This is a genomic window from Sphingomonas mali NBRC 15500 (assembly GCF_001598415.1).
GTDB lineage: Bacteria > Pseudomonadota > Alphaproteobacteria > Sphingomonadales > Sphingomonadaceae > Sphingomonas > Sphingomonas mali.
Genome location: NZ_BCYX01000002.1, coordinates 200164 through 226734 on the forward strand (window position 1 = coordinate 200164; position 26571 = coordinate 226734).

General features: G+C 64.8%; 26 protein-coding genes. 11 read left to right on the forward strand and 15 right to left on the reverse strand.

Annotation, left to right across the window (positions count from 1 at the left end; translation table 11 throughout):
• Positions 1-59 precede the first annotated feature (59 nt).
• Together gatB and SMA01S_RS03070 are read right to left on the reverse strand one after the other, a co-directional pair.
• A complete protein-coding gene (gatB, locus tag SMA01S_RS03065) occupies positions 60-1547 on the reverse strand; it encodes an Asp-tRNA(Asn)/Glu-tRNA(Gln) amidotransferase subunit GatB (RefSeq protein WP_066817151.1) in 1488 nt (495 codons plus the stop codon).
• A gap of 45 nt (positions 1548-1592) precedes the next feature.
• The gene (locus SMA01S_RS03070) at positions 1593-2033 is read right to left on the reverse strand and encodes a response regulator (RefSeq protein ID WP_066817152.1); all 441 of its coding nucleotides are present in this window, start codon (positions 2031-2033) and stop codon (positions 1593-1595) included.
• A 172-nt stretch (positions 2034-2205) separates the two neighbouring features.
• On the opposite strand from SMA01S_RS03070, the gene SMA01S_RS03075 reads away from it, so the two are divergent.
• Genes SMA01S_RS03075 through SMA01S_RS03085 form a run of 3 tightly spaced genes read left to right on the forward strand, consistent with a single transcriptional unit; the run spans position 2206 to position 4337 of the window.
• The gene (locus SMA01S_RS03075) at positions 2206-3471 is read left to right on the forward strand and encodes a pseudouridine synthase (protein ID WP_245649130.1); all 1266 of its coding nucleotides are present in this window, start codon (positions 2206-2208) and stop codon (positions 3469-3471) included.
• The gene (rsmD, locus tag SMA01S_RS03080; protein ID WP_066817154.1) at positions 3472-4008 is read left to right on the forward strand and encodes a 16S rRNA (guanine(966)-N(2))-methyltransferase RsmD; all 537 of its coding nucleotides are present in this window, start codon (positions 3472-3474) and stop codon (positions 4006-4008) included.
• A 59-nt stretch (positions 4009-4067) separates the two neighbouring features.
• A complete protein-coding gene (locus SMA01S_RS03085; RefSeq protein WP_157093764.1) occupies positions 4068-4337 on the forward strand; it encodes a hypothetical protein in 270 nt (89 codons plus the stop codon).
• A gap of 9 nt (positions 4338-4346) precedes the next feature.
• On the opposite strand, the gene SMA01S_RS03090 is transcribed toward SMA01S_RS03085, so the two are convergent.
• The 4 genes from SMA01S_RS03090 to SMA01S_RS03105 all read right to left on the reverse strand — a co-directional run bounded on the left by SMA01S_RS03090 (position 4347) and on the right by SMA01S_RS03105 (position 12982).
• Positions 4347-5810: a flavin-containing monooxygenase gene (locus SMA01S_RS03090; RefSeq protein ID WP_066817156.1), complete on the reverse strand. Its 1464-nt coding sequence runs from the start codon at positions 5808-5810 to the stop codon at positions 4347-4349.
• Positions 5811-6024: 214 nt separating this feature from the next.
• Positions 6025-10233: a translocation/assembly module TamB domain-containing protein gene (locus tag SMA01S_RS03095; RefSeq protein WP_066817157.1), complete on the reverse strand. Its 4209-nt coding sequence runs from the start codon at positions 10231-10233 to the stop codon at positions 6025-6027.
• Positions 10233-12446 (reverse strand): autotransporter assembly complex protein TamA, encoded by a 2214-nt coding sequence (locus SMA01S_RS03100; protein WP_245649131.1) that lies wholly within the window; start codon positions 12444-12446, stop codon positions 10233-10235. Before SMA01S_RS03100 ends, SMA01S_RS03095 begins: the two co-directional genes overlap by 1 nt.
• Before the next feature lie 74 nt (positions 12447-12520).
• Complete coding sequence (locus tag SMA01S_RS03105) at positions 12521-12982, reverse strand: MarR family winged helix-turn-helix transcriptional regulator (RefSeq protein WP_066817158.1); 462 nt, start codon at positions 12980-12982, stop codon at positions 12521-12523.
• Between the two features lie 130 nt (positions 12983-13112).
• On the opposite strand from SMA01S_RS03105, the gene hppD reads away from it, so the two are divergent.
• Together hppD and hmgA are read left to right on the forward strand one after the other, a co-directional pair.
• Entirely contained in the window at positions 13113-14177 is a 1065-nt protein-coding gene (hppD, locus tag SMA01S_RS03110) for a 4-hydroxyphenylpyruvate dioxygenase (RefSeq protein ID WP_066817160.1), read from the forward strand.
• 220 nt (positions 14178-14397) lie between these two features.
• Entirely contained in the window at positions 14398-15681 is a 1284-nt protein-coding gene (hmgA, locus tag SMA01S_RS03115; protein WP_066817553.1) for a homogentisate 1,2-dioxygenase, read from the forward strand.
• A 7-nt stretch (positions 15682-15688) separates the two neighbouring features.
• Here hmgA and SMA01S_RS03120 read toward each other — a convergent pair whose 3' ends face one another.
• The 6 genes from SMA01S_RS03120 to SMA01S_RS03145 form a co-directional block, all read right to left on the reverse strand.
• Positions 15689-16117: a hypothetical protein gene (locus tag SMA01S_RS03120; RefSeq protein WP_157093765.1), complete on the reverse strand. Its 429-nt coding sequence runs from the start codon at positions 16115-16117 to the stop codon at positions 15689-15691.
• A gap of 71 nt (positions 16118-16188) precedes the next feature.
• Positions 16189-16587 (reverse strand): DUF1801 domain-containing protein, encoded by a 399-nt coding sequence (locus SMA01S_RS03125; protein WP_157093766.1) that lies wholly within the window; start codon positions 16585-16587, stop codon positions 16189-16191.
• A 23-nt stretch (positions 16588-16610) separates the two neighbouring features.
• Positions 16611-16838: a hypothetical protein gene (locus tag SMA01S_RS03130; protein ID WP_066817165.1), complete on the reverse strand. Its 228-nt coding sequence runs from the start codon at positions 16836-16838 to the stop codon at positions 16611-16613.
• 30 nt (positions 16839-16868) lie between these two features.
• A complete protein-coding gene (locus SMA01S_RS03135; protein WP_066817167.1) occupies positions 16869-17279 on the reverse strand; it encodes an SRPBCC family protein in 411 nt (136 codons plus the stop codon).
• Entirely contained in the window at positions 17276-17614 is a 339-nt protein-coding gene (locus SMA01S_RS03140; protein WP_369405651.1) for an ArsR/SmtB family transcription factor, read from the reverse strand. The genes SMA01S_RS03135 and SMA01S_RS03140 overlap by 4 nt, the downstream gene beginning before the upstream one ends.
• A 41-nt stretch (positions 17615-17655) precedes the next feature.
• The gene (locus SMA01S_RS03145; RefSeq protein WP_066817171.1) at positions 17656-18729 is read right to left on the reverse strand and encodes a winged helix-turn-helix domain-containing protein; all 1074 of its coding nucleotides are present in this window, start codon (positions 18727-18729) and stop codon (positions 17656-17658) included.
• Positions 18730-18815: 86 nt separating this feature from the next.
• On the opposite strand from SMA01S_RS03145, the gene SMA01S_RS03150 reads away from it, so the two are divergent.
• Entirely contained in the window at positions 18816-19373 is a 558-nt protein-coding gene (locus tag SMA01S_RS03150; RefSeq protein ID WP_066817173.1) for a hypothetical protein, read from the forward strand.
• 357 nt (positions 19374-19730) lie between these two features.
• A complete protein-coding gene (locus SMA01S_RS03160) occupies positions 19731-21188 on the forward strand; it encodes an amidase (protein WP_066817177.1) in 1458 nt (485 codons plus the stop codon).
• Positions 21189-21226: 38 nt separating this feature from the next.
• Here SMA01S_RS03160 and SMA01S_RS03165 read toward each other — a convergent pair whose 3' ends face one another.
• Together SMA01S_RS03165 and epsC are read right to left on the reverse strand one after the other, a co-directional pair.
• Positions 21227-21571, reverse strand: coding sequence for a DUF2794 domain-containing protein (locus SMA01S_RS03165; protein WP_066817179.1), 345 nt, complete (start codon positions 21569-21571; stop codon positions 21227-21229).
• Entirely contained in the window at positions 21571-22251 is a 681-nt protein-coding gene (gene epsC / locus SMA01S_RS03170; RefSeq protein WP_066817181.1) for a serine O-acetyltransferase EpsC, read from the reverse strand. The genes SMA01S_RS03165 and epsC overlap by 1 nt, the downstream gene beginning before the upstream one ends.
• Positions 22252-22412: 161 nt before the next feature.
• Here epsC and SMA01S_RS03175 point away from each other — a divergent pair, with 161 nt between their 5' ends.
• Positions 22413-23183, forward strand: coding sequence for a sulfite exporter TauE/SafE family protein (locus SMA01S_RS03175; RefSeq protein WP_066817182.1), 771 nt, complete (start codon positions 22413-22415; stop codon positions 23181-23183).
• Positions 23184-23350: 167 nt separating this feature from the next.
• Here the strand turns inward: SMA01S_RS03175 and SMA01S_RS03180 are convergent, their stop codons facing one another.
• A complete protein-coding gene (locus tag SMA01S_RS03180; protein ID WP_066817184.1) occupies positions 23351-23863 on the reverse strand; it encodes a MarR family winged helix-turn-helix transcriptional regulator in 513 nt (170 codons plus the stop codon).
• Between the two features lie 100 nt (positions 23864-23963).
• On the opposite strand from SMA01S_RS03180, the gene SMA01S_RS03185 reads away from it, so the two are divergent.
• The 3 genes from SMA01S_RS03185 to SMA01S_RS03195 are packed head-to-tail and all read left to right on the forward strand — an operon-like array spanning position 23964 to position 26569.
• Positions 23964-24446: a DUF3237 family protein gene (locus tag SMA01S_RS03185; RefSeq protein WP_066817186.1), complete on the forward strand. Its 483-nt coding sequence runs from the start codon at positions 23964-23966 to the stop codon at positions 24444-24446.
• A gap of 9 nt (positions 24447-24455) precedes the next feature.
• Positions 24456-26123 (forward strand): CocE/NonD family hydrolase, encoded by a 1668-nt coding sequence (locus SMA01S_RS03190; protein WP_157093767.1) that lies wholly within the window; start codon positions 24456-24458, stop codon positions 26121-26123.
• Complete coding sequence (locus SMA01S_RS03195; protein ID WP_066817188.1) at positions 26120-26569, forward strand: DUF3237 domain-containing protein; 450 nt, start codon at positions 26120-26122, stop codon at positions 26567-26569. Before SMA01S_RS03190 ends, SMA01S_RS03195 begins: the two co-directional genes overlap by 4 nt.
• Positions 26570-26571: the final 2 nt, after the last annotated feature.

Here is a 26571-nt window from a genome sequence, read left to right on the forward strand (position 1 = left end):
CGCCGGGCACGCGACGGCAACCGCCCTCGGCGGCAAGCACCGCCGGCTCAACCAAGCGCTCAGGAAAGTGCCTTCTTCAGCAATTCGTTGACCACGCCGGGATTGGCCTTGCCCTGCATCGCCTTCATCGTCTGACCGACGAAGAAGCCGAACAGCGCCTCCTTGCCACCGCGATACTGTTCCAGCTGGTTGGGATTCTTCGCCAGCACCTCGGCGATCACGGCCTCGATAGCGCCGGTGTCGCTGGTCTGCTTGAGCCCGCGTTCCTCGACGATCTTGCCGGGGGCATCGCCAGTTTCGAGCATCACCTCGAACACCTGCTTGGCGAGGCTGCCGGACAAGGTGCCGTTGTCGACCAAGGCCAGCAATTCAGCCGCCTGGCCCGGCGTGACCGGCGATTCGGTGATGTCCTTGCCGAGCCGGTTGAGCGCGCCGAACAATTCGGACGACACCCAGTTCGCCGCCGCCACCGGCTTGGCGCCCTCATCCAGCAAGGCATCGAACCAGCGCGCAGTCTCGACCTCGGCGGTCAGCACGTTGGCCTGATAAGGCGTGATCCCCAGCGCTTCGTACCGCGCGCGCTTGGCGCCGGGCAGTTCGGGCAGGCTCGCGCGGCACGCTTCGAGAAACGCGTCATCGAGTTCGAGCGGCAGCAGATCGGGATCGGGGAAATAGCGGTAATCGTGCGCGTCTTCCTTCGACCGCATCGACCGCGTCGTGCCGGTGTCGGGATTGAACAGCCGCGTCTCCTGGACGATCTTGCCGCCCGATTCGAGCACATCGACCTGGCGCGACGCCTCATGTTCGATCGCCTGCATCACGAAGCGGATCGAGTTGACGTTCTTGGTCTCGGTCCGCGTACCGAAATCATCGCCGGGCTTGCGGACCGACACGTTGACGTCGGCGCGCATCGATCCCTGGTCCATATTGCCGTCGCACGAGCCGACATAGCGCAGGATCGAGCGCAGCTTGGTCAGATAGGCTCCAGCTTCGGCCGGCGAGCGCATGTCGGGCTTGCTGACGATCTCCATCAGTGCGACGCCCGAGCGGTTGAGGTCGACGTACGACCGCGTCGGATGCTGGTCGTGCATCAGCTTGCCGGCGTCCTGCTCGACATGGATGCGCTCGACGCCGATCCGCTTGGTCGCCTCGGCCTCGCCTTCCAGCTCGATCTCGACCGCGCCCTCCCCCACCAGCGGGTGGTAAAGCTGGCTGATCTGATAGCCCTGCGGCAGATCGGCGTAGAAATAATTCTTGCGGTCGAACCGCGACCATTTGTTGATCTTGGCATCGATCGCCATGCCGGTGCGCACCGCCTGGCGGATGCATTCGCGGTTGGGCACGGGCAGCATGCCCGGCATCGCCGCGTCGACCAGCGACACTTGCGTATTGGGCTCCGCGCCGAATTCGGTCGCCGCGCCAGAGAACAATTTGGCCTGCGAGGTGACCTGGGCGTGCACCTCGAGCCCGATGATCACTTCCCAGTCGCCGGTGGCGCCATGGATGCGGTAGGTCGAGGAAGCGGCGGTGCTGAGCGGTTCGGTCATGCCGGCGCGAATAGCCTTAGCGGACGGCAGGCTGCAAGACTCACCTCAGGCGGCCGCTTCCTGATCGAACAGCGAGAAGCCGCGCGGCAGGCGCCGCGGCCGCGGACGTCCCTGGATCTGCCCGTCGATCGCGGCGATCGCGGCGATCAGATCGGTCGGGCGATAGGGTTTGGCGAGGCAGCCGCGAGCAAAGGCGCGGCCACCTTCGGGGCATTCGCCGGTCACGAAGACCACCTCGACTCCGCGGGCATGCGCCGCCCGCGCAACCTCGATGCCGCTGCCATCGGCCAGGGTGATATCGACAAGGACGAGATGGACGACGGCACCGGACGTCAGCACCGCGATCGCATCGGCGACGCGGTCGACCGTGGCGACGACCTCGAATCCCTGTTCGATCAGCGCATGCTCATTCTCGAACGCGATCAACGGCTCGTCCTCGCAGACGAGGAGGCGCGTAATGACTCTTTTTGCGTGTCCGAACACCATAATCGTTCAACCCAGTCGCGCGCAGATCGTTTCGTCAGCGCGTCGTTACGTGTGCGTCGCTTAACGCCCGGCAACGGGTCCGGTGTAAATTTTCCCCCGCTCCCCGGCCAATCGGTATATTGGCGCGACAATGCCTCCCTCCAAGACTCCCGACGATCAACGGATCGCAAAAATGTTGGCGCGCGCCGGAATCGCCTCGCGGCGCGAAGTCGAACGCATGATCGCCGAAGGGCGCATCGCGATCGACGGCGTCGTCGTCGAAACGCCCGCGACGCTGCTGCCCTCGCTCGCCGGCGTCACGGTCGACGGCAATCCGGTACGCGAGGCGGAAGCCGCGCGGCTGTTCCTCTATCACAAGCCCAAGGGCCTGCTGGTCACCGAGCGCGATCCGGCGGGCCGACCGACGATCTACGATCGGTTGCCCAAAGGGCTGCCGCGCTTAGTCCCGGTCGGCCGGCTCGACCTCGCGACCGAAGGGCTGTTGCTACTGACCACCGATGGCGGGCTCAAGCGCCAGCTCGAATTGCCTGCGACCGGCGTCGAGCGGGTCTACCGTGCCCGCGCTTACGGCAATGTGACGCAGGCGCAGCTCGAGGAGTTGATCGATGGGGTCGAGATCGAGGGCGTCCGCTACGGCGCGATCGACGCCAATATGGAGCGCCGCACCGGCGCCAATGTCTGGATCGAGCTCAAGCTGACCGAAGGCAAGAATCGCGAGGTGCGGCGCGTGCTCGAATATCTCGGGCTCGAGGTCAGCCGGCTGATTCGGACGCGATATGGGCCGTTCGTGCTCGGCGACCTACCGGTCGGTGCGATCGGCGAAGTCCGCGCGCACGATATCGATTCGTTCCGCAAGGACCCGACCCGACTCGATCTGCCGCAACCGGCGCGCAAACAGACCAGCGCGCTTGCAAGCCCCTCGCCTTCATCGCCTTCAGCCGCGCCACGCCCCGCCCGCACCGAGCCCGAGCAGCGACGCTGGCAGACCGCGGCGCCCCGCACCACCGCTCGCCCGGCCCTTTCGACGCATCGGCGACCGCCGCAGGATGCTTCTAATCGTTCGGAGCACGTGCGCGACGCGGCCGACCGGGAGCCGTTCAAGGGACGCAGCGCGCGGAATTCCTCGCCCGAAGATGCGCCGCGGTCGACGGCCGGCAAGCGCCCGCCCAAAGTCAAAGCCGGACCGCGCCAGCGCGCCGACGGAACGCTGGCGACGCGCTCGACCGGCGCGCGGAGCGATCGCTCTCGCAATTTTCGCAACGAGCGCGGCGATCGTGACACGGCCGAACGGCCAGAGCGTCCGGCTCGCCCTTCTGGGGCGGCTTCCCCGCGGGGTCCCGCGCGCCCTTTAGCGCCGGCGCGTCCCGCCGGTCCGCCGGGCTCGCGCGGACCTTCCCGCCCCCGCGGCGGACCGCGCCCGCCGCGAAAGCCGCGATAGATGCGGATCATCGCCGGTCAGTGGCGCGGCCGCCCGCTCATCGCGCCCAAGGGTGATACGACTCGCCCCACTGCGGATCGCACGCGCGAAGCCTTGTTCTCGATGCTCACCAGCCGGCTCGGCAGTTTCGAGGACTTGGCCGTCGCCGATCTGTTCGCCGGGTCGGGCGCGTTGGGGCTCGAAGCTCTGTCGCGCGGCGCGGCTTCCTGCCTGTTCGTCGAGCAGGACAAGCCCGCACTCGACGCGTTGCGCACCAACATTGCCAAGCTCGGCGCCAAGGCCGATGTCCGCGCACAATCGGTCATGGCACTCGGTCCCGCGCGTGCGCCGCTCGACCTGATCCTGATGGACCCGCCTTACGGCACTGGGGCCGGGATAGTGGCACTCGACAAGCTCGCACGGCTCGGCTGGGTTGGTCCAGCGACCTGGATCAGCATCGAAACGGCTCGGAACGAAAAGGTCGAGTTGGCGGGGTTCACGGTCGATGCCGATCGCGTGCACGGCAAAGCGCGGATAATTCTGCTCAGAATGGACTGATCGGGTCGTCGAGTGTGCCTGGTCGCGCTATGATCGGTACCTACAGCCGGGAGAATCCCATGCGCATGGTTGTGATCGCTTTGTCCCTTCCTCTCGTCGTCGCGGCGACCGCGCCGCTCAAGCAGCCGCAAGCCAAACCGCAAATCGCACGCAAGATGTGCGCGCCGAACGGGACGACACTAGCCAAGGAAGGCCTTGCCGGTGGCGGGCGGATGCTCCGGGCTCGCCCGCTTTCCGACATGCCCCCGGCAAAGCAGGTCCTAACCGTGATCCGCACGGTCGACGGCTGCGACGTGCCAGTCATCGTCCGCGAAAATATCGGCGGCTAGGCTCAGCCCTCAAGCCGCCTTCTTTGCCGGCTTCGGCACCGGGTTGGAGAATTTCATCTCGTCGTCGACCGATCCGAATTTCAGCGCCATCAAATCGCGGACGTAATTCTGATGCACGCGCCACGGCTTGCGGTCGCCCTGGCGCGGGAATTTGTCGATCGAGCGCTGGACATAACCCGAGGTGAAATCGAGGAACGGCTCCTCCCCCACCGGCGCGCTCGGTTGCGGTGTCGCCTGACGCAGCCCGCGCTTCCGCATCGTGTTGAGCAACCGGCAGACATAGGCGCAGGTCAGATCGGCCTTCAGCGTCCACGACGCATTGGTATAGCCGAAGGACGACGCCATGTTCGGAATGCCCGAATACATCATGCCCTTGTAATTGATCGTCCGCGACAGATCCTTGGCCTCGCCGTCGACCGAGAATTGGACGTCGCTCAGCAGTTGCAGTTCCAGGCCCGTCGCGGTGACGACGACGTCCGCGGGCAGCGTCTTGCCCGATTTGAGCAATATTCCCTCGGGCACGAACCGTTCGATCGTGTCGGTCACGACATCGGCCTTGCCCTCACGGATCGCACGGAACAGGTCGCCGTCGGGCACCAGGCAGAGGCGCTGGTCCCAAGGATTATAACGCGGCGTGAAATGCTTCTCGATGTCTTGCCCCGGCAGTTCGGCGCGCACCATGTCGATGATCCGCTCCTTCGCCTTGGCCGGATATTTTCGCGCCTGATTGAAGAAGAACAGCCCGAACAGGACATTGCGCCAGCGCACCAGCCCATAGGCAAGCTTGCCGGGCAGCTTGGCGCGCAGCCAATTGGCCAACTTATCCTCGGCCGGCCGCGCGACGATATAGGTCGGCGATCGCTGCAGCATGGTGATGTGCTCGGCCTGGTCAGCCATGGCCGGAACCAGCGTCACCGCGGTCGCGCCCGAGCCGATCACCACCACCTTCTTGCCCGTATAATCGAGGTCCTGCGGCCAGAATTGCGGATGGACGATGCGTCCCTTGAAATCCTCCGCACCGGCGAAGTCGGGCGAATGGCCCTTGGCGTAATTGTAATAGCCCGAGCACATGAAGAGGAAATTGCAGGTCAGCGTCACCGGCCCCTCGGCCGTGTCGGCTTCGACGGTCCAGCGCGCCTCCTCGGTCGACCAGGCCGCTTTCTTGACGTGGTGGTTATAGCGGATGTGCTTGTCGATCCCGTATTGGGCGGCCGTTTCCTTGAGGTAACTCAGGATCGCCGGTCCGTCGGCGATCGCCTTGGCATCGGTCCACGGCTTGAACGAATAGCCCAGCGTGTACATGTCCGAATCCGAGCGGATGCCCGGATAGCGGAACAGGTCCCACGTCCCGCCCATTTGCGGCCGTCCCTCCAGGATCGCATAGCTGCGATCGGGACTCTGCGACTGCAGATAATAGCCCGCACCGATCCCCGAAATGCCCGCGCCGACGACCAGGACGTCGAAATGCTCCATATGCCTCACCTCTCCGCCATACCGGATATTCGATTCCGCGCGGATTGCAAAGAGGCTGTTTACACTGGTGTCAGTTAGGAAGCACGTCGCGTCCATGCTCCGTTCGTCACCCCGGACTTGTTCCGGGGTCCAACATGCAGCAACGGCCGCACTCGCTTGTGGCTGGTTGGATGCCAGGACAAGCCCGGCATGACGGCGGAATTAGCAAACGCGCCTAAAAATCCTTCTGATACTTCACGCTCGCGCCAGTCCCGGAAAACGATCCGGTTTGTGACAAGATGCTGAGGCTCTTGGTCAGCGCGATCTCCAGCTGGGTCGCGGTGAAGCCTTTCGCGTCGGTGATGATCTCCACATAGATATTGTCGGTGATATATTTGCCGGCCGCGAGCGCCGTACCGCGGCCGGTCGCCTGGTCGGCGCCCAGAATCCGCAGGCGATCGATACCGGCCGCGCCGCGCAGCTTGCCGAGCGGATTGAGCCCCCCGCCCCCGCCGCGCAGCGAGTTCAGCGCGGCGGCAAGCTGCAGCGCTTCGATCGCCGACAGATTCTGCGGGCTCGATCCGAACAACAGGCGGCTCAGCACTTCGTCCTGCGGCAAGGCGGGCGACGAGGTGAAGGCGACCTGCGGGCGCTGGCCGGTGCCGGTGATGTTGATGATCGCATTGATGCCGTTGGTCGTGGTCGAGGCGGAGATGTCGAGCGTCGGATCGGACAGCACGCCGCCGCTGAAGCGGACGTTACCGCGATTGATGTCGAACCGCTTGCCCGCGAAATTATACGTCCCGCGCACGATCGTCGCGCTGCCATTGACCTTCGGCGTCGTCGCGGTGCCGGTCACGCGCATCGCCAGACTCCATTCGGATTCGAGGCCCATGCCCTCGACGAAGACCTGGTCGTTGGCGCGGATGCGAATTTCGAGCGCGAAATTGCTCGGCGGCTTGGGCGCGATGTGCGGCCGCGGCGGGTCGCTCTTGCGGCGGATGCCCTTGAGTTCCTCGACTTCGGCTTGTCCCTGATAGACGACCTGGTAGCGGGCGTTGGGAATGGTCAGGTCGCCCTTGACCAGTCCGCCGTCCTTGCCGTTGGTCACGGTCAACGTCCCGGTGGCGGTTGCCCCCAACGAATCCCCGCTCGCCAGCGTGGCCTTGTTGAGTTTCGCGGTCAGGCTCATCGGGAAATTCTGGTCGGCCGACAGGCCGACCCAGCCGCTCGCTTCGACCGTGCCGTCGCCCGCTTTCGCGTTGAGCTGGCTGATGTCGAACCGGTCGTTCGTGAAGCGACCCGCGAGCTTCATCTGCGTGAGTTTGGTGCCGTAATTCGAATTGACATAGGTCAGATTGTCGCCGCGCACGATGCCGTTGAGCTGCGGCGATCCCAGCCGGCCGGAGAAATCGGCCGCGACGACGACACCGCCGGCGACCTGCTGGCCCGACAGACCCGAGAGCGAGAACAGCACGCCCGACGGGCCGTTATACCGGATCCCACCCGACAGCGGGGCGGCATAGAGCCGGTCCATCCAGCTTGCGCCGCCGCCCAATGGCGCCAGCCGTGCCTGCAACCTGCCGACAGTCGTCGCGCCGCGCTTGACCAACGCCCGCACATCTCCGCCCGCCTCGGTCAGCCGGCCGAGTATCTGCATGTCGACCGGCTCGGACACGATCACCGCGCTCGACCGCGTGAAACCCGTGATCGCCAGCCGGGTATCGATATTGGGCACGGTCGCACCGGCCGCCTGGACGTAGTCGATGCTGCCGGTCGCGCTGCCGTCGATGCTCAGGTTGGGCATGAGCGCGTTGGCTACCGACAGGTCGAGTTTGTCGAGCCGCGCTTGCAGCGTCAGTCCCTTGCCATAGGAGCCCGCGATCCGCGCGCTGCCCTTGTCGAAATCGACCTGGCTCGGGAGCAGTCGGTATTCGCCGTCCAGCGGCTCGATCTGCGCCGCGCGCGGTGTTCGGAAGCCGATACCGTTGGCTTTGCCCGATACCGCCACCAGCCACAATTTCGGCTGCAGTCGGGCGTTGATGCCCATGCTGAACGGCACGCCCGATGATCCCGCCAGCACAGCCTGCGCGGTACCGCTGCCGTTCGAATAGTCGATCTTGGCGCGTGCTGCCTGGAACACTGTCGCGCCGTAGCGCATGTTGCCGACCTGGATGTCGGCAAGGACGCGCGGCGCATTCGGGTAGAGAACGACGCTGGCGCTGACGATCGCGCGGCCGATAGTGAAATCCAGATTGCCCGGAATCGTGGCGTTATAAGCGCGCGCGGCGATGTCAGCGCGCTGCACCTTGCCCTCTGCACCCAGCGTGGCGGTGCCGTTGATCCCCGATCCGGCGAATTGCAGCTTGCCCGCGAATGGCCCCGCCGCGGTTTGTTGCAGCGCGCCGGTCAGGTTCATGCCCGCGAAGGTACTGCCCTGGTTGACCTGGATCGTCAGCGTCTTGGCACTCCTGACCAACACGTTGGCGGCGAACGGTCCGTAATTGGTCGTGCCCTTGGCGACGATGGCATAGCCGTCGCCCTTGCCGCGAATGGTGGCTTCGAGCGCGGCAAGACCGACGCCGACGCCCGGGCGCGGCGCGTGGATCACGATCACCGGTGCGGCGGCGGTGCCGGTCACGCGCGCATTGATCGGGCCGTAATCCTTCGAATGCGCATCGCCGGCGAAGGTGATCTGCCCGTCGGGGCGATAGCTGCCCGAGCCGCGATAAATGCTGAGGCGTGGCGCGGCGAGCTTGACGTTGGAGAAAGTGAAGACACCGTCGGTACCGTAACCGATGTCGCTGGTGACGATCGCCTGGCCGCCGAGGAAACTTTCCGCGCCCGAATTGAAAATGCGCCGCGTCTTCGCCGCGATCCGCCCGGTGATGCCGAACCCACCCTTGGGCATCGACACCAATTTGGCGTCGGTGGTCAGGTCGACGATACCGATCCCGTCGATCGTATAGTTGTTGACTCGCCCCTTCAGCGCGCCGGTATAGTGCCCGCTCGGCAGATCGGCGACGACGATCGCCGTGGCGTCGATCTTGTCGGACCTGATCTTCAGATTGTCCGAAAGAAGCTTGCCGTTGGAATAAGCGAAGTCGCCGACCGCGGTGACATTGGTCAGCAGCATGCCGGCAGCCGCGTTCAATCCGGTGACGCGGCGGGCCCGCGCATTGACCGGGATCAGGACATGCTTGGCATCGACCGTCGCCTTGCCAGAGGCGGTCAGTCCTTCGAGCCCGGTACCGCCGAACGCGATCGCCGCAGCGCTGAGATTATAGCCGATCGTCGGGGTCGCGAACGGCCCGTCGAGCGTCCAATGCGTCATCACGTCGCGCCCGGACAGATTGGGCAGCATCGCGCCCGGCGTCAGCAGCCGCGCATCGATCACGAAATTGCCGAACTTGTTCTCGCCGAGATCGAGCAGGCCGTGCGCCGCCACCGCCAGCGCGTCCGACTTGAGCACCATCCGCGTCGTCGCCTTGCGCTTCTCCAGCGTCGAGACAATGTCGACGTTCAGCCCCGGCGCGGTCAGCCGTTCGACCGGCCCTTTCAAGTAGAGGCCGGGATGCGTCACGCCCTTGATCGAGAAGGTGCCGTTCTGCGCGCCGAGATCGAGATCGGCGAGCGACTGGCCAGCGAGCGCGGCGACGCCCTTCCCCTTCCACGATTTCCAGTCGCCGGCACCGCCGATGCGGATCGCCAACGGCGCCTTGACCCCGGTCATGCTCGCGGCGAGGCCGTCGGCCGGCGCATCGAACCGGACTCGGATAGCCAGCTTGTTCGCGTCGGGCTGCGCGTCGAGCACCAGCCGCAAGCGATCGCCACCGGCAACTCCCGGCCCGCGCACCGCATCGGCATTGGCGATCAGCTGGGCGCGGCGATCGGCGATATGTGCGACGCCGTCGAGCCGGATGATGTGTTGCTGGCCGGTCACCGGCGCCTTGAGCAGCAGCCGGTCGACCTTCAGGCTGCCGATATCGATATCGACATCGGGCAGGATCGGCGTGTTGGGCGCGCTGGGCAGCAACGACGGCGATCGGTGCATCACCACGGTCGGCGCGGCCATCGAATTGACGTCGATATGGTTCCACAGGAATTGGAACGGATTCCAGTCCATCGTCGCGGTCGGCGCGGTCAGGAAAATACCCTGGGGATCGCTCACCCTGAGGTCGAGCAACTCCATCTTGCCGTAGATCGAGCCGCGGATCCGCCCGACCTTGATGTTGAGGCCGGTCTCGGTCCTGTAGCTTTCGAGCCGCGAGACGATGAAGCGGTGCCCGGGCGCGGTGTCGAGGCCGAAATAGACCATCGCCAGCAACGCCAGGATCGCGACGCACAGGATGACGATACCGCGCGCGAGCCGCAGCCACCATGGCCGCTTCACCACGATGACGTCGTTCTCGGATTTCTCGATCGGGGCGGTTTCGTCGACCATCAGAAGGCCTGGCCGATCGAGATGTACAGCGCGATCCGCGAGTCACCCTTGCGCTTGTTGAGCGGCGTCGCGACGTCGACGCGGATCGGCCCGAAATTGGTGTAGAAGCGGCCGCCAATGCCCGCGCCGAATTTCCAGTCGGTGAATTTGGGCATCGAGCTTTCGTAGGAATTGCCGGCATCGATGAACGGCACGATGCCGTAATTGCCGAACCGATAGCGTGCCTCCAGCGCGAATTCGTTGACGCTGCGCCCGCCGACCGGATCGCCATTGGGATCGAACGGCCCCAGCCGCTGATAGCCATAGCCGCGCACCGATCCGCCGCCGCCGCCATAATAGCGCCGCGACGGCGCGAGGTCGTCGCGGGCGATGCCGAGGATCGATCCGACCCGGCCGCGCCCGGCGATCACGAGGCTGCTCGTCACCGGATAATAGACGCTCGCGTCGATCTGCGTGCGGGCATAGGGGCGGATCGGCCCGCGCACCGACGTTTCCGGGCTCAGCGTCAATTTCACGCGATAGCCCTTGGTCGGATCGAGCAGATCGTCCGACGTATCCCACTGAATGTTCAGCGGCAGCGCGGCGATGAAATAGGTGCCCCGTTCGCGTTTGCCGGCATTGAAATCATAGACGCTCTCGTTGGTCCCGGTCAGTTCGAAGCCATAGGCATAGGTGATCCGCTTCTGCCAGATCGGCGTCGAATCGTACGAGACGCGGCCGAACAGCGACAGGGTCGCGGCGTCGAACGCGTCGTAATTGTTATGCCCCGCGCTGAGCCCGAAGGAGAGCGTGCGATCGCGCTGATTCCAGTTCGAGCGTCGGAAGGTGACCGTACCGCTCTGTTCCTGCGTGCCCGCGACCGCGCCGACGATGAACGCACCTTCGGGCGGGAAGGCGTTGCGCGCGGTGAACGTGCCTTCGACCTTGATCCCCTCACCGGTGCTGTAGCCGCCGGTTGCCGCGATGGAGCGCGTCCGCCCGACGCGCTGGGTCACCGCGAGATCGACGATCCGCGTGCCATCGGTCGCGGTGTTGCCGGTATCGACCGGCTCGACCGTCACGGTCGAGAACAGCCCCGTCGCGACCAGCGCTTTTCTCAGATCGTCGACCTTTTCGGTGTCATAGAGCTGGCCCGGCTTGAACCGGCGCAAGAGGCGGATGTGATCCGGTCCGAAGGCGAGCCGGCCGCTGGTGCTGACATCGCCGAAGCTCGACCGCGGCCCGGTATCGACCGGCAAAGTGTAATCCCCGGTAAAGGCAGCGTCGTCGAGCAGGATGTCGCGCGTCCCCAGACGCACGAACGGATAACCGTTGCGTCCCATTTGCAGCGTGACATTGGCCTCGGCGCCCTGGACGCGGACGGTGTCGATCGGCTCGCCGACCTTGAGCGGCAAATTCCTGGTGATCAGATCGCCCGGCACCACCGGCTGCGAATCGACGTTGATCGATGCGAACGTATATTGCTTGCCTGGCACCGCGTTGATCACCACGCGGACGCGGCCAGGCTGGTTGGGAATGCTCTCCACCGACGACAAGGCAGTCGCGTCGTAATAGCCGCGCGAGTGCATCAGCCTGACCGCCAGCGCCTCATCCTCGCGCCCGCGCGCCGCAACCATCGCCGCATTGGCCGCCTTGCCATCGCCCTTCTTCAACGACGAGAAGGTCTTGAAGTCGCTGTCGAGGTCGAGGTCGCTGAGACCGTTGACGACGGTGTCGTAGCGTATCTCCGCGCCTTTGCCGCCCGGCACGTCGGCGACTTCGGTCACCGGCGTCGTATTGTAGCTGTCGAGCGTCGGCAGCGGCGCGGCGAGTTCGGGCGCCGGTTCGGGTGCCGGCGGCAGGGTCCCGGGCGGTACCTCAGGCGCGGGCGCCGCTGGCGGCGTGACGCTGGGCGGTGCCTTGTCCGCGGTCTGTGGAGTGAATGGCGCTTCCTGCGGGATCGGCTCGAGCGGTGCGTTGATGTCGTTCGACAACGGGGGCAGCGACTTGTCGAACTGGTCGTCGGGCACGATCGGCTTGTCGCCGAGCGGATCGCTGGTCGGGGTCGGTACCGGCTTGGGCTCGCCCGATTGCCGCGCTTGGTCCTGGCTCGATGGATCGGCTGGCGCATTATCGGTGCGGGTGGATGGCGGCACCTGTTGCGCAACCAACGCGCCGGGAACCACGGCGCACGCAGCAATGGCCAGACAACAATGCGATACAAGACGCGACACGACTGCCCCTTTTCGGGGGTCGTCCTTCGCCCCCTTCGCGCCTGCCAACGCGCCGCGACCCGTTCGGTTCACCCTCAATCGGCCCCGACGCCCTCGGGCGCGACTTCGTTCGCCGCCGCCTCGATGCGATCGAGCATCGCCGACAAGGCGCGGCGTTCGTCGGCATCGAGCTGTTCGAGCATCTTGGCCTCGAGCTCCAGTGCCTTGGGCGCAACCTGATCGTAGAGCAGGCGCCCGGTCGCGGTCAGCGCGAGCAGGTGCGATCGCCGGTCGCCTTCGTTCGGCGTCCGCGCGACCAGTCCACGCTCGACCAGAGCCTGCGCCGCGCGGCTCACCGTCACCTTGTCCATCCGCGTCGCCACACCCAATGCCTGCTGGGTGATCCCGGGCCCTTCCGCAATAACCGCGATCAGGCGCCACTCCGGAATCCGTAGGCCAAACAGCCGGTCATAAGCGGTCGCGATCGCCGCCGACACACGGTTGGACACGACCGAAAGCCGGTAGGGCAGGAACTGATCGAGCTTCAAATCGGCCATTTCCGGGCACTTTGCGGTGCATTGCCGCGCGAAACAAGCATTGCGTGATGCGCGTTGGACCAGTGGACGGGGACGAGCAAAGCCGATATAGTTTCAGCTGAAACGACTTTTCCCCCTGGAGCATGTTCCGATGACCGACACGCACGACAATCCGATGGGCCTGGACGGCTTCGAATTCGTCGAATTCACTTCGCCCGAGCCGGAAAAGATGGCCGATCTGTTCGAGAAAATGGGCTTCACCCATGTCGGCACGCACAAGTCGAAGAACGTGCGCCGCTATGCCCAGGGCGACATCAACTTCCTGCTCAACATGGACGATGCCGGCCAGGTGGCGGGTTTCCGCAATGCGCACGGCCCGAGCGCCAACGCCATGGCGTTCCGCGTCGCCGACGGCGAGAAGGCGCGCGACCTCGCGCTCGAACGCGGCGCGACCGAAGTGAAGGGCGAGCACGGCCCGGGCGAACTCGACATCCCGGCGATCGAGGGGATTGGCGGCGCCAACCTGTACCTCGTCGACAAGAAGTCGAAGATCTACGAGACCGATTTCGTCCCGACCGGCGCGGGCGTCGACGACCATTCGGTCGGGCTGCACACGCTCGATCACCTGACCCACAATCTCAACCGCGGGCGGATGGATTATTGGGCGAATTATTACGAGCGGATCTTCAACTTCCGCCAGATCCGCTATTTCGACATCGAAGGCCAGGCGACCGGGCTGTTCTCCAAGGCGATGACCGCGCCCGACGACAAGATCCGCATCCCGCTCAACGAAAGCCAGGACGAGCATTCGCAGATCGAGGAATTCATCAAGGATTATAAGGGCGAGGGCATCCAGCATCTGGCGCTGGCGACCGACGACATCTTCTCGACGATCGACCAGCTGCGCGCCAACGGCATCCGCTTCCAGACCGCGCCCGACACTTATTTCGACCTGATCGACAAGCGCCTGCCCGGCCATGGCCACGACGTCGCCGAGATGCGCAAGCGCCACATCCTGATCGACGGATCGCCGGAGACCGGCGGCGGCCTGCTGCTGCAGATCTTCACCGAGAATATGGTCGGCCCGATCTTCTTCGAGATCATCCAGCGCAAGGGCAATGACGGCTTCGGCGAAGGCAATTTCAAGGCGTTGTTCGAGAGCATCGAGCTCGACCAGATCCGTCGCGGCGTCGTGCCGGCGAAGGCGGAGGCTTGACACTTTAACGCCCTCGCCCCTGGAAAGGGGAGAGGGATACCGAAGCTTGGCAGCTCGCTGCCTAGCGTAGGTTGGGAGAGGGGTTGAGCGAGCCGCAGGCTCGCGCCGAGCTGCGCTCGGCACACCCCTCTCCCAGCTCCGACTAGGGCCCGCGCAAAAGCGCGACCCAAGTCTGCGCAACCCTCTCCCCTCGTCCCGAGGGGCGAGGGAGGAGATGGTGATGACAAACTACCTAACCGGCTTCGGCAACCATTTCGCGACCGAGGCGATTCCCGGGGCGCTGCCGGTCGGCCGCAACTCGCCGCAAAAGCCCGCTTTCGGCCTCTACGCCGAACAGCTCAGCGGCACCGCGTTCACCGCGCCGCGCCATGAGAACCGCCGTACCTGGCTCTATCGCCTGCGCCCCTCGGCCGCGCATCCCGCCTTCACGCGTTACGATGGCGCCAAGCGATTCGCGCCGGGCCTGAGCAAATCCCCCCTCGCCCCCAATCGCCTGCGCTGGCGGCCGCTCGAAGAAGCGACCGACGCCGACTGGCTCGACAGCCTGACGACGATGGTCGTCGCCGGCGACGGCCCGCGTACCCAGGCGGGCGTGGCGATGCACCTCTACCACGCCACACGCGACATGACCGACCGCGCCTTCGCCTCGGCCGATGGCGAGTTGCTGATCCTGCCCGAACAAGGCGCGCTGCTCCTGCTCACGGAAATGGGCCGGATCGATCTGACTCCCGGCCAGGTCGCGGTGATCCCGCGCGGCGTGCGCTTCCGCGTCGAACTGCCCGGCGGGCCGGCGCGCGGTTATGTCGCCGAAAATCACGGCCAGCCGTTCCGCCTGCCCGATCTCGGCCCGATAGGCTCGAATGGCCTCGCCAATCCGCGAGATTTCGAGACACCGATCGCCTGGTTCGAGGACCGCGAAGGCGACTTCGCGCTGATCCAGAAATTCGAGGGCGCCTTATGGCAAACCCAACTCGGCCGCAGCCCGCTCGATGTCGTCGCCTGGCACGGCAATTACGTGCCCTATCGCTACGACCTGAAGCATTTCAACACGATCGGCACGGTCAGCTTCGACCATCCCGACCCGTCGATCTTCACCGTCCTGACCTCGCCGAGCGACGTGCCCGGCACCGCCAACGCCGATTTCGTCATCTTCCCGCCGCGCTGGATGGTCGCCGAGGACACGTTCCGTCCGCCCTGGTTCCATCGCAACACGATGAGCGAGTGCATGGGGCTGCTCTACGGCGCCTATGATGCCAAGGCCGACGGCTTCCGCCCCGGTGCGATGTCGCTCCACAATCAGATGTCGGGCCACGGCCCCGATCTCGCATCGTGGAAAGGCGCGAGCGAGGCCGAGCTCAAGCCGCACAAGATCGACGGCACGATGGCGTTCATGATCGAGAGCCGCTGGGTGTTCCACTGCACCGATTACGCCCTGGAAACGAGCGCGCTCGACGAGGATTACGATCAGGTGTGGTCGGGATTTCCGAAGGCGGAGTTATCCTGACGGGCCTTTAGCCCGGCAATACCGCCATCGCTCGCCAGCTTATCGCGATCAACACCGCGGCGAGGACCAGTACGCCGATCATCATGGCGATGCTGCGTCGCCCGGTGACGATCAGCCATAAGCCATAGCCGATCGATCCCAGTCCGAACACGAGCACCGCCCCGAATACGGTCAGGATCGTCCGTGCCTGCTCTGCGGTGCCGGTGAAGGTGGTGCCGCCCGTCAGATCGCCGGGATGCGCCATCGCCGGGGCGAGCACGACCCAGAGATAGCTCATCAACCCGACGAGAAAGACGCCGCAGGCAAGCAGCAACCAGCCCATCGCGCGGACCGTGCGCGGCGTCCGCATCTTCCCGCCGCAATTGGGACAAGGGTCGACTGTTCCCTCGACCTTGGTGCCGCATGACGGCGCAAGACAAGTGCTGACGGCTGGCATCGATTTCCCCTTTTTCGATCGAGCGACTGGACGATCGCACGAGGGAGCGAGGAGTCAATGCATAGAACGGATTAGCGCTTCTGGCCGCCCCCGTTAGCGGCCGACGCCGCGCGGACCAGCGCCTTGAACGCTTCCTCGTCGATCGCGTCGCCCTCGCGAAAGTCGATCGCGCGGCGGACATTCCCGTCCAGGCTCGAGTTGAACAATCCCTTCGGATCGTCGAGCGTCGCGCCCTTGGCAAAGGTGGTCTTGATCGCGTTCTTGTAGCTTTCGCCGGTGCAGATGATCTTGCCATTAACGTACCAGGTCGGCACCCCGCGCCATTTCCATTCCTCGACGACATCGGGCTCGGCGTCGCGGATCAAGGCACGAATCTGCGCCAGAGTCGCACCGCGCCAGTCGTCCAGCGAAGCGATCCGTTGATCGATCAGTTCTGACGGCGATTTGGTGTCGGCTTCGGTCGTGGTCATCATTCTTCCTTCGTCTCGATCGCTCAGGCGGCGTCGCGTGCGGGCGACGGCGTGCGACTCTTCGCCAGATAGGGCAGCGCGAACAAATAGAGGCCGGTTATCATCAACAGAATCAGCGGAAAAAGTGCCGTCAGTCCGACCCATGTCGCCTGGCGGTTCAGCATGAGCATGACCGTATTGAAGATCACCGCCACCACGAAGACGATCGACGTCCAGCGGTGAAACTGCCGGATACCCGAATTCCCGTTCATCTCTTCCTCCCTAAATGTTCGAACATGCGATCAGTCGATCCGCGCCACGACTTCGTCCAGATTGGCGAGGAACTTCTGCCAGCCGAATTTGGCGCCGGCGAAGGCCTGCTGCTGATCGGGGCGGAAGCCGGCCTGCTCCATGCGCACATGCGTGCCGGTGGCCGAGGGCGTCAGCGTCCAGGTGACCACGCTCTCCAGCCCCATCGCGTCCCAGCTATAAGCGAGCGCCCGCTGCGGCTCGATCTCGAGCACCTTGCAATCGACCGATCCCCAATCGCCGGTAAGCGTGAAGCGATGGTCGACCGTCGGCACGAAATCGTTCTTCATCAGCCATTCCGCGATCAGATGCGGCTGGGTCAGCGCGCGCCAGATCTTGTCCGGAGCATGCGCGAAGTCGCGCTCGATCACGACGGAACGCGTTTCGGTCGATGTCATAGTCATTGGTCCATCCTCTTGAGCAAATCATCGAGATCGTCGAACCGGCTTTCCCAGAATTCGGTCATCTGGCTGGTCCAGTCGAGCAATGGCGCGAGCGCCTGCCGCCGCGCGGTATAATGGGTCTGGCGCCCCTCGTGCCGATCGAGCACGAGGCCGGCTTTTTTCAGCACGCCGAGATGTTTCGATACCGCTGGCTGCGAGACGCCAGCCGCCGCAGTCAGTCCGCCGACCGTCTGCTCGCCACCACGGCACAGGCGCTCGAAAATCCCACGTCGCGTCGGATCCGCCAAGGCGCTGAAAATGATGTCATGTGGGGTCGGCATGAACGTATAACTCACGGGCTATGGATCTAACCCATAACCACGCAGTTATATATCGGTCAAGTAGCGATACGCAGCCGACCGCGCGCCCTTAGCAGCGCGCCCACAATGCACGCGGCGAACAACGCGCCCTCCACGCCCCCGGTCACGAGTTGGGTGACCAACCCGAAGTCCTGATCGCCCACCAGCGTGCCCATCTGACCAAGCCGCAGATGCGAGCCGGGAAAGGTTCGCGCCAGCAAGTCGAGGCTGCCGCCCATCAACCTCCCACCCGACAGCGTTACCAATACGCCACCCACCGCTCCGACCAGGCCGGCGATAGCGACCCTGCGCCGCGCTGAAGCCGATCGCGATCGAGCTGCCAGCCATGCGCCGAGTCCCACCGCGCCACCGAGCAATAGTCCTTCTGGCGCACCGGTAATGCCGCCCGGCGATCGGCCAAGCAGCAAGCTGAACGCATCAAGGCCAAGCAGCTTGACGATTCCGCCGATCGCCATGCCGCCAAGCGCGCCGCCAACGATGGCCCACCAACCGCGCCGGGCAAAACTGGCCGCGGCAATCCCGAAGCTCACGCCGGCACCGCCGACCAGGGCCACCACGACCGTCAGCCACAGCAGAACGAACAGCACCGACGCCCCGCCCCCGGACGCTGGCGGCTGCGACGCGGCGACAAAGCCGTAGAACAGTCCGCCGATAGCACCGGCGATGCCCGCGCCGATCGTTCCCGCGCCGCCGAGCAACATGACATCGCGCCAGGAATAGGATGGGACTGGCAGTGTCAGAGTCGCCGCGGTCGGCTCGGTACTCTCCGGCGGGATACAGTCGACCGGTGCGACGAAGCGATAGCCGTGCTTGGGGACCGTTTCGATGAACCGCGGATTGGCCGCGTCGTCGCCGAGTTGCCGCCGCAGCGTCTTGATGCATTGGGTCAAGGCTTCGTCGGTGATCGGCACGCCGCGCCACACCTCATCCAGAAAGCGATCCTTGGTGACGAGCTTGCCGCTTTCCCGCAGCAACAGGACGAGCGCATCGAAATAGCGTGCGTTGAGCTCGACCACGGCGCCGTCGCGCATCAACCGGCGCTGGGCCGGGTCGAGCACGAAACCGTCGAAGCGAAAGCTGCCGGACGCCATTTTTCAGCGAAACCTCAGGAGTTGCTCATGCCGCTCACCGGCGAGTCCGTCAGGATGACGCTTTATTCAAGCATGGAGGCGACGCGATGGCAAAGGTGATTGAGCGGGGACATGGACCGAACCCGTGGAGAGTCGCGGGTTGGAGTCTTGCCGCGCTGCTGCTGCTGTTGCCGCTGGTGGCGATGCAGTTCACGCGCGAAGTGAACTGGACAATGTTCGACTTCGCGTTTGCGGCGGTGATGATCGGCGCCGTCGGCATCGCGTTCGAGGTGACGGTAAGGGCGACGCGCAACAATGCCTATCGCGGCGCGCTGGCGATCGCCTTGGCCGCCGCGTTCCTGCTCATCTGGATCAACGGCGCGGTCGGCATCATCGGGGACGAGGATAACCCGCTCAACCTGCTCTATATCGGCGTCATCGCCATCGCCTTCGGCGGCATGGCCTGGACGCGCTTCCGGGCGAGAGGCGCGTCGCGCGCGATGACGGCGGCGGCGATCGCGAATGCCGCGGTCGGCATCGTCGCGGTCGTGGCGGGCCGCAACGAACCGCCCGGCATTGTCGGGTTGATCGGGCTGAACGGCTTCTTCGTCCTGCTGTTCCTGGGTGCAGCGCGGTTGTTCGGCATAGCGGCGGAGAAGCCATGATTGCGTGCCGGCACCCACCGCACTGTTCAGGAAAACACGTTTCCGTCACGGTGAGGGCATCTTAGCCAGCGCTCATGTTTGAATGGGTGCTAATCTCGATGGTGCTGCTGGTAGTCAGCACCGTCTATTGCGCTCGGAACATGATCGCTGACTTCAGGAACATGAAGGCGTCCGCTGGCATATGGGGTGCAGTGGCACTCGCCGGCACACTGTCGCCTCTAACGCTCGGAGTTACCGTGTTTTTGTTATCAATGTACTACCACTAGCGAGGGAGCCTCCGCGCGCACCTTCGCGGCAAGAGCGTCACTTCCAACGGTTCTCCCTTGAGGACGCACCGTAATCGGGCAAAGTGGGGCGATGAAGTTCACTGAATATGCGGCCCATGATGCCGTCGGCCTGGCGGAGCTGATCCGGCATGGCGAGGTCTCGCCACTCGAGGTCGTGGACGCCGCGATCGAGGGCATCGAGCAGTACGATGGCGAGATCAACGCCGTCGTCTACCGCGCATTCGATGAGGCGCGGGCGGCGGCTGCCGGGCCGTTGCCGGAAGGTCCGTTCACGGGTGTTCCATTCCTGGTGAAAGATTTGCTGCTGCAGGTGGAGGGTTGGCCGCGTACGTCGGGCAGCCGCTATGCCGCAAACGCGGGCCTCACGGACGCTGAAGACAGTGGCCTGATGCGCCGCTACCGGGCGAGCGGGGTCGTCCCCCTGGGAAAGACCAACCTTTCGGAGTTCGGAATCGCCGGCACAACCGAAGGGGCGCTGTTCGGGCCGTGTCGAAACCCATGGAACCTCGGACACATCGTCGGCGGATCGTCGGGCGGTTCGGCGGCAGCGGTGGCGTGCGGCATGGTGCCGATGGCGCATGGCGGCGATGGCCTTGGCTCGATCCGGATTCCCGCATCCTGCTGCGGCCTGGTCGGGCTGAAGGTGACGCGCGACCGCAACCCGGATCTGCCCGACGGCTACGATTTCGCGCAAGGCAATGTCGTCGAGCACGTGATCACCCGCACTGTCCGCGATACCGCGGTGATGCTCGACGTGACCGGCAATCCGGAGCCGGGGTCACCCTATGCCATCCCGCCGAAGGAACGGTCCTATACGGACGAAGTCGGGCGCGATCCGGGACGGCTCCGCATCGCGTGGTCGGGCGGGACGCCGCTCGGGCGCGCGATTCATCCCGACGTGCAAGCAGTGCTCGAGGATATTGCGCGATTGCTTGACGGGCTCGGCCATCACGTGGAGGAGCGCGCGCTCGGCACCAATACGCTGAGCGACTATGTCGCCAATCTACCGCTTGCCGGAGCGAATTTCGCTGCCGGCATGAAGCGGATGGTCGAGGCGATTGGGCGCGAGCCGGCGGCGGACGAGCTGGAACCGCTGACCTGGGCAGTGCTCAACGGCGCGCGCTCGGTATCGGGTGTCGACGCGCTCTACAGCGCGCAGGAACGCCGGATGCGAGCCCGAGCGACGCTTCGCTTTTTCGAGGATTGGGATGTGTTCCTATGCCCGGTGATGGGAACCCCACCGCCCAGGATCGGCTATCTCGATCCGATCAACGTGTCGGCGGCAGATATCCAGACGCGAAATGGCGAGGTCTATCCCTTCGCCGCCCCGTTCAACTTCACCGGTCAGCCGTCAATTTCGCTGCCGCTCGGTCAATCGCGTGAGGGTTTGCCGATCGGAATGATGTTCTCGGCGCGCTACGCCGACGAAGCGACACTGATCCGCCTCGCAGCCCAGCTCGAACAAGCCTGCCCCTGGCATGATCAACGACCGAAGCTCGACGGGTGGGTGAACGATCCGCAAACTTGACCGCCCATTCTCAGGAGCGCCGTTTATAGGTCGGCGAGCTAATCCTCGATCAGCTTCATCAGCCGTCGTTCGATCGGCGCCAGCACCGGGCCGAGTTCATGGCCGCGTTTCACTACTTGGCCGTGTTCGGCGATCAGCGCCCACATGCCCTGGCGGTTGCGCAAATCGGGGCGCTTCTCGATTCTGAATTCGGGGCGCTCGGCGGTGCGGCGGAACGCGGCGAACACCGCGGCCGCTTGGCCGAGCTCGATCGCATAATCACGCCAATGCCCGGCGGCGACCATGCGGCCGTACAGATCGAGGATGCGCGTGAGCTCGATCCGCTCGAAGCCGATCTGGCTGGGCCGATGCCCGGACGAAGGAAACGGAGTGACCGTTCCCATCAGGCGCGATCACGCTCCGGGGTTTCGTGTTCGGCGAGCAACGCGTCGAGCCGCTTGCGCAATGTCTCGATCTCGCAACGAAGCAACTCGACCTTTTGCGTCTGCGGATCGAACATCTCACTGCAGGGCGTGCCGTAAGCGAGGAACGGCTTTTCGCCCTTCCCTTCGACCATCGTCGGTCGCGCCGGGATGCCGACCATCACCGCGCCTTCGGGCACGTCGCGCGTGACGACCGCATTGGCGCCGATCCGCGCACCGACTCCGACCGTTACCGGCCCGAGCACCTGGGCGCCCGATCCGATGATGACATTGTCCTGGATCGTCGGGTGGCGCTTGCCGGCGACGCCGTCGGCCGGATTAGTCCCGCCAAGCGTGACGCATTGATAGATCGTGACATTGTCGCCGATCACCGCGGTCTCGCCGATCACGGTAAAGCCATGGTCGATGAAGAAGAACTTCCCGATCGTGGCCCCTGGATGGATGTCGATCGCGGTGAAGAAGCGCGCGATATGGTTCACCCATCGCGCCAGGAAAAACAGCCGCGCATTGTACAAAGCATGCGCGATGCGATGATAGCCGAGCGCCCAGACGCCCGGATAAAGCAGGATTTCCATGTTCGACCGTGGCGCTGGGTCGCGCGCCCGAATCGAGTCGAGATAAGCCTTGAGGCCAGCAAGCATTGGCGCGTCCCCTTCGCCGATTTCGACATATCTAGGACGCCATGCTGCCGATTTCCATAACCGCCCTGTCGCAACTTTGCCGGAGAAAAGCCCATCTTTGTTGTAGGAATTAAGCCCGCGCGTCATGCAATGGACGGGATCACGGGGAGTTTGCGCTGTTGATGCTCGATGTTTCGCTGGTCTCGATCGAGGCGATCCTGCCCTTCATCGCGATCGGGTTCGCCGCGCAATTGGTCGACGGCGCACTGGGCATGGCGTTCGGCCTGATCAACTCGACATTGTTGATCAGCGTGATGGGCCTGCCGCCACGCGTTGCCTCGGCGAGCGTCCATGCGGTCGAGACCTTCACCACCGCGGCGTCGGGCATCAGCCATGTCCTCCACCGCAACGTGAACTGGCGGCTGTTCGCGCGGCTGGTCATCCCCGGCATGATCGGCGGCATACTCGGCGCCTATGTGCTGTCGTCGGTCGACGCCTCGGTCGCGCGGCCGTTCGTGATGACCTATCTGAGCGCGATCGGTCTCTATTTGCTCTTTCGCGCCTGGCGCGGCCGGGTCGAACCGCGGACGCCCAAGGTGATCGAGCCGCTCGGGCTGGTCGGCGGCTTTCTCGACGCGGCAGGCGGCGGCGGCTGGGGCCCGGTAGTGACGAGCAACCTGCTGGTGCAGGGCGCCTCGCCCCGCGAGACGATCGGCACCGTCAACACCGCCGAATTCTTCCTGACCACGACCATCTCGGCGACGTTCATCTTCACGTTGGGCTTCGCCGCTTTTACCTTGCAGACGCTCGGCATTCTGATCGGCGGACTGCTCGCGGCGCCCCTTGGCGGGTGGCTCGCCAAGAAGGTACCGGCGCGCCCGCTGATGGCGATGGTCGGCGTGTTGCTGACGCTGACCAGCGCGTTCTCGATCTATCAGGCGTTGATGCGGTAGGTTGGGACATATTCCTGGCGTCATGCCGGCCGAATCCTCCCGTCACCCCAGCGAAAGCTGGGGTCTCTGGCGGTGACGCGATGCCGCTTGATATCCCAGCTTTCGCTGGGATGACGAGTTTCGGAAATGGATCGCTTTAAGAACAACGGCTTATTTGGGTTCTCAACCTAAACGTCGAACATCTGCGGTGCGCTGTCGATGACGCGGCGCGTGACCTTTTCCAGCGCGGCATTGAGCGCCACCCGCTCCGCATCGTTCAGATCGGTGAGCCATTGCTCGTAGAATTTGCCCCGCGCTCCGCGGATGGCCGCGTGGACCGACTTGCCCGCCTCGGTCAGCGAAACGAGGCTGCTCCTGCGGTTGCGCGGGTTGGCCTCGCGCTGAACGAAGCCGCGCGTCTCGAGCGATGCAAGGGCCCTGCTCACTTCCGCCCGGTCCGAATAGGCGACGCTCGCCACTTCCGCAGCGCTGCACTTTCCGATCATTTCGACATGCGTCAGCACCCGCCATTCAGCGAGGGAAAGCTGTGCCGTATCCCGGACGTGCTGCGCCGTAACCCGGTCGATCATCTTGCTGAGCAAAAGGATACGATAGGGAATGTGCGAGGGGCCGAATTCGAATGACGGCCGGCTGGACCTGGCCTCGGTCGGTGGGTCGGCGCGGATGGTCTTCTGCTGCATCGCGATTTTGTAGCCGCCAGAATCGATATTGTCTTCTCGGCGTGAGGACCTCGCGCAGTATCGTTGACAAATCAACAAATACCGCCTTTACCCACTATCCATGAACGGACACCATCCTTTCGCGCCGGGGCTCGACTACGCCTTCACCATCTCGATCACGCTGTCGAAGCCCTATTGGATCAAACCGGGCGCGCGCGGCGACACGCGCGCGGCAATCTATGCGGCGCAGGGGACGGTTGAGGGCCCGCGCCTCAATGGCCGCGTGGTTCCCATGTCAGGCGGCGATTTCCCGTTATCGAGGCCGAACGGGGTGATCGATTTCGACGCCCGTTACCTGCTCGAGGCGGACGATGGCGCGATCATCTACCTCGAAAATCGAGGGTTTCGCTGGGCGCGAAGCCCCGAGATCGCCGAGAAGATGCGCCGCAACGAACCGGTGTCGTTCGACGATTATTATATGCGTGTCACGCCGCGCTTCGATGCCCCGGCCGGTCCGCATGAATGGATGTCGCAGCATGTGTTCGTCGGCGTGGCGGAAAAGGTGCCGAACGCCAATCGGATCCATTATTTCGTCGTCTTATAGGGAGGCAATGTGCGTTTTCGGCCGCTCATGCGCGCGGGGAGCGACCCCTTCGGTCACCCCACCAAGCCGCCGCTGCCGCCGGCCGATTTCTCCTGCCGCACCGAACACGGACTGACGATCGAGCGCAATTGCCGCATCCCCTTGCGCGACGGGGTGGAAATCTTCGCCGATCTCTATCGCCCCGAGGGCGCGACGGCGAACGTGCCGCTGCTCTTGGCCTGGGGTCCTTACGGCAAGCATGCGCTGACCAACCGCGTCTTCTGGCCGCGCTCCGGCGTTGACCCGGAATGGCTGTCGGAGCTGACCCCGTTCGAGGGGCCCGACCCGGTCTGGTGGGGTCGGCACGGTTACGGGGTGGCGGTGGTCGACCCGCGCGGCGCCTGGCTGTCTGGCGGCGACTTCCACCACAATGGCATCCAGGAGGCGGAGGATTGCGCCGACGCGATCGAGTGGCTCGGCCGATTGCCCTGGTCGAACGGGCGGGTCGGGATGACCGGCGTGTCCTACCTTGCCAACATCCAATATCTGGTCGCGCCGCTACGTCCCGGACCGCTCGCCGCGCTCAATCCGTGGGAAGGCTTTTCGGACTGGTATCGCGAGTTCGCCTATCATGGCGGCATATTGGAAACGAGCTTCCTGCCGCGCGCCTGCGACAATATCCAATGGTCGCGCAATCGCACCGAGGACAGCTGGGCCAACATCGTCGCCCACCCGCTGATCGACGATTATTGGCATTCGAAGGACCTCGATCTGGAGGCGATAGGCCAGCCCGCTTATGTCGTCGCGAGCTGGTCAGATCAGGGGCTGCACTTGCGCGGCACGATCGAGGCGTGGCGCCGGATGGGATCGGCCGAGAAATGGCTCGACATCCACGGCCAGAAGAAATGGGCGCATTATTACCGGCCCGAAAGCCGCGCGCGCCAGCTCGCCTTTTTCGACCATTATATGCGCGACCGGCCCACTGCCCTCGCCGCCTGGCCGCGGGTACGGATCGAGGTGCGCGAACGGCATGGCGTGGCCGAGGAGCGCGCGGAGAATGAATGGCCGCTCGCGCGTGCCGACTATCGCCGCCTCGCGCTCGACGCCGCGAGCGGCACGATGGGCGGCGACCCGCCCAGCGAAAGCGAGGTCCGTTATCCGGCGTCCGACGGGCGCATCTGCTTCGACCATCTTTTCGCCGAAGCGGCCGAGATCACCGGCCATGCCAGCGTGAAGCTCTGGGTCGAAGCGGACGGAAGCGACGACATGGACCTGTTCGTCGCTCTGCAGAAGATCGACACAGCGGGCGAGCCCGTTGGCTTCACCTTCTATGCCTTCTACGAAAGCGGACCGGTAGCGCTTGGCTGGCTGCGCGCCAGCCACCGGGCGCTCGACCCCGAGCGTTCGCGCCCGGAACGGCCGATCCATCGACACACCAGCGAAGATCGGCTCATGCCCGGCCAATGCGTGCCGGTGGAGATCGAGATCTGGCCCTTCTCGGCTCGCTTCGCGGCGGGCGAGACCTTGCGGCTGATCGTCGCGGGATCGGACATCTATCGCAGGGAAGACGGCGCGATGCTGCCTTTCCCGCTGCATCAGCAGACACGGAATGCCGGCACGCACATCATCCGCACCGGCGGCGCCTTCGATTCCGCCATCCTGCTTCCCGTCATCCCATCAAAGGACTTGTCGCAATGACCGCCGCGGACTGCACGCTGGAGCACGTTTTCGATATCGAAGTCTTGTTCGGCGCCGACCGGCACATCTTCGGTCCGCTCCCCGGCGGCGGCAGCCAGGGCTATACGCCCGCGATCGGCGGCACGATCAGCGGGCCGCGTCTTTCGGGCCGCGTGGTTCCGCATAGCGGCGCCGATTACGCCCTGGTTCGCGACGACGGCACGATCGAGCTCAGCGCGCATTACATGCTGGAGGCGGACGACGGCACGAGCATCTATATCCAGAATCGCGGTTACCTGGTGCGCGCTGCAGCCGGCAACACCCAGCCATCCTATTTCCGCCTGACTCCCTATTTCCGGGTGCCGGAAGGGCCGCACGATTGGCTGTCGCGCACCGTGATTGTGGGCGGCGGCGAACGGCGGACAGATCCCGATCGCTCGCTGTTCCGCTATTACGCACTGGTGTGACG

Coding starts and splice junctions, on each gene's coding strand:
- gatB (WP_066817151.1), bottom strand. CDS start 1,547: ATGACCGAACCGCTCAGCACCGCCGCTTCCTCGACCTACCGCATCCAT.
- SMA01S_RS03070 (WP_066817152.1), bottom strand. CDS start 2,033: ATGGTGTTCGGACACGCAAAAAGAGTCATTACGCGCCTCCTCGTCTGC.
- SMA01S_RS03075 (WP_245649130.1), top strand. CDS start 2,206: ATGTTGGCGCGCGCCGGAATCGCCTCGCGGCGCGAAGTCGAACGCATG.
- rsmD (WP_066817154.1), top strand. CDS start 3,472: ATGCGGATCATCGCCGGTCAGTGGCGCGGCCGCCCGCTCATCGCGCCC.
- SMA01S_RS03085 (WP_157093764.1), top strand. CDS start 4,068: ATGCGCATGGTTGTGATCGCTTTGTCCCTTCCTCTCGTCGTCGCGGCG.
- SMA01S_RS03090 (WP_066817156.1), bottom strand. CDS start 5,810: ATGGAGCATTTCGACGTCCTGGTCGTCGGCGCGGGCATTTCGGGGATC.
- SMA01S_RS03095 (WP_066817157.1), bottom strand. CDS start 10,233: ATGGTCGACGAAACCGCCCCGATCGAGAAATCCGAGAACGACGTCATC.
- SMA01S_RS03105 (WP_066817158.1), bottom strand. CDS start 12,982: ATGGCCGATTTGAAGCTCGATCAGTTCCTGCCCTACCGGCTTTCGGTC.
- hppD (WP_066817160.1), top strand. CDS start 13,113: ATGACCGACACGCACGACAATCCGATGGGCCTGGACGGCTTCGAATTC.
- hmgA (WP_066817553.1), top strand. CDS start 14,398: ATGACAAACTACCTAACCGGCTTCGGCAACCATTTCGCGACCGAGGCG.
- SMA01S_RS03120 (WP_157093765.1), bottom strand. CDS start 16,117: ATGCCAGCCGTCAGCACTTGTCTTGCGCCGTCATGCGGCACCAAGGTC.
- SMA01S_RS03125 (WP_157093766.1), bottom strand. CDS start 16,587: ATGACCACGACCGAAGCCGACACCAAATCGCCGTCAGAACTGATCGAT.
- SMA01S_RS03130 (WP_066817165.1), bottom strand. CDS start 16,838: ATGAACGGGAATTCGGGTATCCGGCAGTTTCACCGCTGGACGTCGATC.
- SMA01S_RS03135 (WP_066817167.1), bottom strand. CDS start 17,279: ATGACTATGACATCGACCGAAACGCGTTCCGTCGTGATCGAGCGCGAC.
- SMA01S_RS03145 (WP_066817171.1), bottom strand. CDS start 18,729: ATGGCGTCCGGCAGCTTTCGCTTCGACGGTTTCGTGCTCGACCCGGCC.
- SMA01S_RS03150 (WP_066817173.1), top strand. CDS start 18,816: ATGGCAAAGGTGATTGAGCGGGGACATGGACCGAACCCGTGGAGAGTC.
- SMA01S_RS03160 (WP_066817177.1), top strand. CDS start 19,731: ATGAAGTTCACTGAATATGCGGCCCATGATGCCGTCGGCCTGGCGGAG.
- SMA01S_RS03165 (WP_066817179.1), bottom strand. CDS start 21,571: ATGGGAACGGTCACTCCGTTTCCTTCGTCCGGGCATCGGCCCAGCCAG.
- epsC (WP_066817181.1), bottom strand. CDS start 22,251: ATGCTTGCTGGCCTCAAGGCTTATCTCGACTCGATTCGGGCGCGCGAC.
- SMA01S_RS03175 (WP_066817182.1), top strand. CDS start 22,413: ATGCTCGATGTTTCGCTGGTCTCGATCGAGGCGATCCTGCCCTTCATC.
- SMA01S_RS03180 (WP_066817184.1), bottom strand. CDS start 23,863: ATGCAGCAGAAGACCATCCGCGCCGACCCACCGACCGAGGCCAGGTCC.
- SMA01S_RS03185 (WP_066817186.1), top strand. CDS start 23,964: ATGAACGGACACCATCCTTTCGCGCCGGGGCTCGACTACGCCTTCACC.
- SMA01S_RS03195 (WP_066817188.1), top strand. CDS start 26,120: ATGACCGCCGCGGACTGCACGCTGGAGCACGTTTTCGATATCGAAGTC.